The 6,497-nt window shown below is 50.7% G+C and carries 7 protein-coding genes and 1 pseudogene; 4 read left to right on the forward strand and 4 right to left on the reverse strand.

Going from position 1 to position 6,497, the window contains the following annotated elements; translation table 11 throughout:
• Positions 1-79 precede the first annotated feature (79 nt).
• The 3 genes from POG22_RS21005 to POG22_RS21015 all read right to left on the reverse strand — a co-directional run bounded on the left by POG22_RS21005 (position 80) and on the right by POG22_RS21015 (position 2,298).
• Positions 80-271, reverse strand: coding sequence for a hypothetical protein (locus tag POG22_RS21005; RefSeq protein WP_498907024.1), 192 nt, complete (start codon positions 269-271; stop codon positions 80-82).
• 265 nt (positions 272-536) lie between these two features.
• Entirely contained in the window at positions 537-818 is a 282-nt protein-coding gene (locus POG22_RS21010; protein WP_017658462.1) for a hypothetical protein, read from the reverse strand.
• A gap of 64 nt (positions 819-882) precedes the next feature.
• Positions 883-2,298 (reverse strand): aspartate ammonia-lyase, encoded by a 1,416-nt coding sequence (locus POG22_RS21015; protein ID WP_063715696.1) that lies wholly within the window; start codon positions 2,296-2,298, stop codon positions 883-885.
• Between the two features lie 176 nt (positions 2,299-2,474).
• On the opposite strand from POG22_RS21015, the gene POG22_RS21020 reads away from it, so the two are divergent.
• From POG22_RS21020 to POG22_RS21035, 4 genes and pseudogenes are all read left to right on the forward strand, one after another.
• Entirely contained in the window at positions 2,475-3,350 is an 876-nt protein-coding gene (locus POG22_RS21020; protein ID WP_498907025.1) for a tetratricopeptide repeat protein, read from the forward strand.
• Between the two features lie 5 nt (positions 3,351-3,355).
• A complete protein-coding gene (locus POG22_RS21025) occupies positions 3,356-3,988 on the forward strand; it encodes a restriction endonuclease subunit R (RefSeq protein ID WP_498907028.1) in 633 nt (210 codons plus the stop codon).
• A 79-nt stretch (positions 3,989-4,067) separates the two neighbouring features.
• On the forward strand, positions 4,068-5,399 hold the full coding sequence (locus tag POG22_RS21030; protein ID WP_498907026.1) for a serine/threonine protein kinase: 1,332 nt from the start codon (positions 4,068-4,070) through the stop codon (positions 5,397-5,399).
• 211 nt (positions 5,400-5,610) lie between these two features.
• Positions 5,611-5,802 (forward strand): annotated as a pseudogene (locus tag POG22_RS21035) (transposase); the annotation flags it as partial.
• Between the two features lie 280 nt (positions 5,803-6,082).
• Here POG22_RS21035 and POG22_RS21040 read toward each other — a convergent pair.
• On the reverse strand, positions 6,083-6,497 hold a 415-nt coding region (locus POG22_RS21040; protein WP_498907027.1), incomplete at its 5' end, for a zinc ribbon domain-containing protein.

Below are 6,497 nucleotides of genomic sequence, written 5' to 3' on the forward strand. Positions count from 1 at the left end.
CCACCTTATCAATTATATTTGATGGCTCGTTTCGGCGCTATCCCCTTCTCTCGCTATCGCATTGTTCAGGGGACGCACCTCAACTCACCGCCGCTTCACCACCCCCTAACCGCTTCGCGGTATAGGCGGAGTACTGCGACAGATCTTGATAGGGCATTTCTCGGTGAAACAGGTTCACGTGGGAACGCGTGAGGAGTTCGAGAAGTTGGAATTGGTTGACGACGGCGTAGGATTGGGAGATGTATCGCCATCCTTCAACGAAGAGTTTCATATTTGGGAGATTGGGAGATTGGGAGATTGGGAGAGGGGGAGATTGGGAGAGGGGGAGAGGGGGAGATTGGGAGAGGGGGACAAGTATGTTGTCGGTGGGGACGGTGCGTGACGCGGTAACAGTCCTTTGACCTGACTTCGGCCACATTTCCCCGCCGCGTCACACACCCTACGATTTCTGTTCCCTGTTCCCAGATTCGCTGTTCTCTATCTTCACTGGTGACTGGTGACTGGTGACTGGTGACTGTCTTCATTCCCTCATCTCATTATCGTCGTGCGGCGCGACGCATGGCGGTGACGACTTGGGCGTTGGAAAAGACACCGTCTCCTTGCATTTCGGGGAAAGGTGGGAAAACTTCGACTTTGAGAACACGATCGAACCGAATGGTAACACTGCGATCGTACAGGTGAAAGGTCAACAACGGCATTTCGATCGCCAGTTGTAACTGTTGGTACACTTCCTGGGGCGTCATGGGAACGCTGAAGGATTCTTCGTGGCCGTTTTCGTAGGAAAAGGTCAGTTGGGTTTCTGTATATTGGCTTTGCATGGGAGTTTTAATGGAACGCGACAGGGAGGTAGGGGTGCAGACGGTTCGCCCCCCTACCGGGATCTTAATCGTTGAGTTCGTCTTTTGAAGGGGGAAGTTGACTCATCTCGTCTAAATCCAACACCTTCGCCAACGCCGCTTCGTCCATCAATCCTTTCTCTAACACCAGTTGACGCAGGGATTTCCCGGTTTCGAGGGATTCTTTGGCGATCGCAGCGGCGTTGAGATAGCCAATGTGGGGATTCAACGCTGTCACGAGGGCTAAACTCCCTTCGGCGTAAGCGGCGCATCGATCGCCATTTGCGGTGATTCCGTCGATGCAGCGCGTCGTCAAGGCAGAAATGGTATTGCCCAGAATCTCGATGCTGTGAATTAAATCGTACGCCACTAAGGGCATCATAACGTTTAATTCTAATTGTCCCGCTTGGCCGCAGAGGGCGATCGCCTGGTCGTATCCCATCACCTGAAAACAGACCATCGAGGTCATTTCCGCCATCACTGGATTGTATTTCCCTGGCATAATCGAGGAACCCGGTTGAACGGGAGGAAGTTGAATTTCTTTCAATCCTGTTTTCGGGCCCGAATCCATCAGACGCAAATCGTGGGAAATCTTCACCAAATCTTGGGCGAGGTTGCGGAGACTTCCCGAAACGCCCACGAACGGCGAAAGGCTTTGCATCGCCGCCATGAGGTGAGGGGCGCTTTGTAAGGATTGTCCGATGTATTCCGAGAGTAATTCGGCGACGCGGAAGCGATAGCGGGGGTGCGTGTTGAGTCCGGTTCCCGAAGCGCTTCCGCCCAAGCCTAACACTTTTAAATCTTCGGCGGCGAATCGAATGCGGCGGTGATGGTCGTTTAAAATTGTCGCCCAGGCGCGAAAGACTTCCCCCAACCGCACGGGTACGGCGTCTTGCATATGGGTGCGCCCGGATTTTACGATGTTTTGGAACTCGTCGGCTTGGCGATGGAGAGATGCGATCGCCGCGTCTAAGGCGGGGAAGAAGGTGCGATCGAGGGCTAACAACGACCCGACGCGAATGGCGGTGGGAATGACATCGTTGGTTGATTGACCGTAGTTTACATGGTCGTTGGGACTGACGCGACTGTAGTTTCCCTTGGTATCTCCGAGAAGTTCTAAGGCGCGATTGGCGAGAACTTCGTTAACGTTCATGTGGTGAGAGGTTCCCGCCCCGGCTTGGTAAACATCCACCACGAACTGTTCTCGAAACTGTCCGTTGAGAACTTCGTCGGCGGCGTTGACGATGGCTTCGGCGATATCTTGCGGAATGCAGTCGAGTTCGCCGTTGGCGGTGGCGGTGGCTTTTTTAATCAGAACGCACGCATCGACGTAAGTGGGAAGCGGTTTGAGTCCGCTAATGGGAAAGTTTTCGGTCGCCCGTAGGGTTTGAATGCCATAGTAGGCGTTGGCGGGGATTTGGCGTTCCCCCATCGAGTCTTTTTCTATGCGGTAGTCTGTCATCTAAGGCTGCCAACTGTTGGTCTCGGGTTTCTCTTCGGTTTATCTTCTCACGGGTGACGTTCGATCGAGTTCTTTAGACGACAATAGAAAAAGACGATCGATCGAACCTAGCGCGATCGCTGTCCGGTTCGCGGTTCGCTGTGTTTTGAAAAAGGGGGAAATAGAGAGTGAATCTAATGAGTAGTCGTCTCACGCCGTATTTGGAATCGCGATGGGAAGATTACTGGCTGTGCTATCACCAAGGGGAGAAATTCGCCGATAACGGCGAGTATACGGCGGCGTTAGCCTGTTTCGATCGCGCCCTTCTCGCCCGCCCTCACGACTATTGGAGTTGGTACGAACGGGGAAACGTTCTCGTGGAGTTAGGCGATTACGAGGAAGCGGTTTACAGTTTCGATCGCGCCGGAGAACAGCGCCCTCGGGACTATTGGGTATGGTACAACCGAGGTTGCGTGTTGTCGGAAGAGTTAGAAAAGTTCGATGATGCGATCGCCAGCTTCGATAAAGCCTTGCGGTTGCGCCCTCACGATTATTGGGCGTGGTTCCGTCGCGGCGATGCGTTGCGGTATTTGGGGGAATATCGGGCGGCGATTTCCAGTTACGAGGAATCGATCGAAATTCGCCCTCGGGATTTTTGGGGATGGTTCCGCAAAGGGGACTGTTTGCGACAATTGGGACAGTACGAGGATGCGATCGTCCACTATCGCCAAGCCTTACGTCGCGATCCGGAAGATTTTTGGACGCGGTACAAGTTAGCGGAAACCTACCGCCAGATGAAGGATTACCGACAGGCGATCGCGCAATACGATAGCTGTCTCGATCTCGATCCTGAAGATGGTTACAGTTGGTACAACCAAGCCTGTTGTGCGGCGTTGACGGACGACGTAGAAGTAGCGTTGGAATCGTTGAAACGGGCGATTTCCCTCGCCCCGAGAATCTTTATTCCCAGGGCTTTAAACGATCCAGATTTAGCTTTGCTACAGGATCGATCGGCGTTTCATCACCTGCTGCAATTCGACGCCTACGAAGACAGTTCTGATTCGGAGACATAGCGATGGTGACTCGCACGATTCTCGCTCAAAAAACCAATCTTCGCGAACTCATCGAGACCTTTCATCTCGAACTCGTAGAAGACGAAGCATTTTTTCAAGAGTGGAAAACGGATTTACCGGAACTTTCAGATACGGACAAACAGCTTCTCGATAAAGTCAAAGCGGGATATCTCAATTTATTGAACTATCCGCCCTTACTCGAAGATGTCGTGCGGATGTCCGTTCTCGATCCGATTTTATTTATCGGCGACTTTTATTTACAGCCGTTTTACGTTCGTTCTGAAGAACCCATCGAGTTTCTCGTCGAAGACGAAGATACCCTCGTCAAAGGACGAATCGATACCCTCGTTCTCAAAGATAAATTTTGGGTGATGGCGATCGAATCCAAGAAAGCCTCTTTTTCCATCGAAGAAGGACTCGCACAACTGATTGCCTACATGATGGGAAATCCCCATCCCGAACGTCCCGTCTACGGCTTAATCTCAACCGGAAGCAGTTTCGCATTTATCAAACTCCTGAAATCCCAAGTTTGGCAATACGCCGTTTCCAAAGTATTTATTACGCGCAACCCCGGCAACGAACTCTATACCGTCTTACAGATATTAAAACATCTCTCCCGTCTAATAATTGAAGAATAAAACAGTCTTTCAAAACCGATGGATTCTCCATGTTCTCACTGTCGGATGTGGTGAATCCTTCAACCCACCTTGAAAACCCATGAGTTCCTTACACGAATCCAACGACATCATCGCCGATCGCTACCGCATTCTCAGCGTGTTGGGAAGCGGCGGGATGGGAACCACCTACGAAGCCGAAGACACCCACGACGGTACTCGCGTCGCCATGAAAGTGGTGTCGCTGCGACGGGTAACAGACTGGAAAGTCGTCGAACTGTTCGATCGCGAAGCGAAAGTTCTCGCCAACCTCAACCATCCCAACATCCCCAACTATCTGGCGCGATTTCAACTCGATACCGACGGCGATCGCCGCTTTTACCTCATTCAAGAACTCGCCCCCGGAACCTCCCTCGCCACCCTCATCGAACGGGGTTGGAAACCGACAGAAAAAGAAGTCAAACGCATCGTGCGAAAGGTGTTAGAGATACTGCAATATCTCCACGAATTACATCCCCCCGTGATTCACCGCGACATCAAACCTCAAAACATCGTTCGCGACGACAACGGAACGGTGTATTTAGTGGATTTCGGGGCGGTTCAGGATGTCTATCGCAACACCCTCACCCGAGGCGGAACCTTCGTCGGAACGTTGGGATATATGGCGCACGAACAGTTTCGCGGCGAAGTCTGTGGGGCGTCAGATTTGTATGGGTTGGGTGCGACGGCGTTGTTTTTGCTGTCGGGGAAATCGCCGGATTCGTTTCCGCAAAAACGCTTGAAACTCCAGTTTCGCGATCGCGTTCGCGTGTCGTCCGAGTTTGGCGATTGGTTAGAAAAGATACTCGAACCGTCGATCGAGGATCGGTTTGTCTGTGCGGAGGAGGCGATCGACGCTCTCGATCGCACGGAACAGGTGTCAGCGACGTTGGATATCGAAGCAATCGATCTCAAAGCTCCGTTTTCGCTCGTCTCTCAACGAAATTCTAACTCTCTCGCCTATGTAATTCCTGCATCCCATAACTTGATTTGGATCCTGTCGCTCTCTTCAATTGCGATTGTGATTGCGATCGCCATTGGTATTTTTCCGATAACTTTACTGACAGCGGTGTTATGTGTTGGGGTGGGATCGATTGTCGCGATCGTTTCGGAAACAGAACGTTGGCTCGTTATCGATCGCGATCGCTTTCACTTTTTCTGGCGCTGCTGGGGAATCACGTATTATCAAAAATCGGGAAAAACTTCAGATATCGAGCTGGTAGAAGTCGAAACGATATTGTCTTCTCAGTCGAAAAAAAATTCTTGGAAACAGATTTCAATTCTCTATCTTTGGGAAGGAGTCTTTTTGCGTCGTTTTGCCTATGACTTCCCCCGAGAAGATTTGGAAATTATGGCGCAAGAAATTCGCAACTTTATCGGAATCGAGCCGCTTTGAATCGGCGGAATTATTCTTCCTCCAATTCAGAGGGATCGATACCGAGCAATTTTAGCCGTCACTCTCCGTCCAAATATCAAGGTTACATTTCATATTCGCAACAGAGGAAAGGAGAAAAGGCAGGGGTACATCTCAAAAATGTAAATCTATACGAGAGAATAAGGATTTTAGCCTCCAATTCTCATGTTTTTGCAAAACTGAGATGCACCCAAAGGTAGTCTGGCAACCTCGGTTTTGGGAACATCAAATTCGAGATGAAGCAGATTGGGTGAATCATGTGGATTACATCCATTTCAATCCCGTCAAACATGGATTGGTAAAGGCTCCGAAGGATTGGAAGCGATCGAGCTTTTTACGGTATGTCGATCGTGGGATTTATTCGCTCGATTGGGGAACCGATTAAGACATCAAATTTTCTGACAATATCGGTCGTGAATAGTAGGGGGTGTTGGGTTTTGCTCTCGCTCCACCCAACCTACGGTACTCCTAATGAAGAGATTAATTTTTTTGAAAATGTTGGCTGTAAATAGTGGGGCGTGTTGGGTTTTGCTCTCGCTTCACCCAACCTACGGCTCATCGTGACTGAGCAAATTGAAGCGTTCTAACGAGTCTCTCATGTCAGAAGTCTTAGGGGAAATTCTGAGCGAGATTAAAAATCATCCAGGTTTGAAGAGAGAAGCTAGTTACATTGATGAAATTGAAGAATTGTTGACATCCTCACCGCCCTGGAAGGACGGTGATTCCCAAACCGTTCGGCTGACGCTCACGGCGAAGCCTTGCGATTTGGGTTCCTGCTTCTTTCTCTTCCGAGTTTTTCGCAGTGGCTCTCCAGAACCATGTCCTTCAAGTCTTCGTTCTCTCGGATGCAAGCTCCGAGAGCTGCGAAGACTGCGTCTTACACTCGCTCCACAGGAGGACACGGGTGGCGAACCGAGTTCGCCACCGTGAGATGTCCGTGCTGTAACGGGGTGTCCCACCGCCAAGAGATTCTGTGCGGCGTTGATATCTCTGTCGTGAACCGTCCTACATTTTGGACAAGTCCACTCTCTGACACTCAACGCCATCGAATCAGCTTTGTGTCCACAACTCGAACACAAC

It is taken from the genome of Geitlerinema sp. CS-897 (assembly GCF_028368005.1).
GTDB lineage: Bacteria > Cyanobacteriota > Cyanobacteriia > Cyanobacteriales > Geitlerinemataceae > Baaleninema > Baaleninema simplex.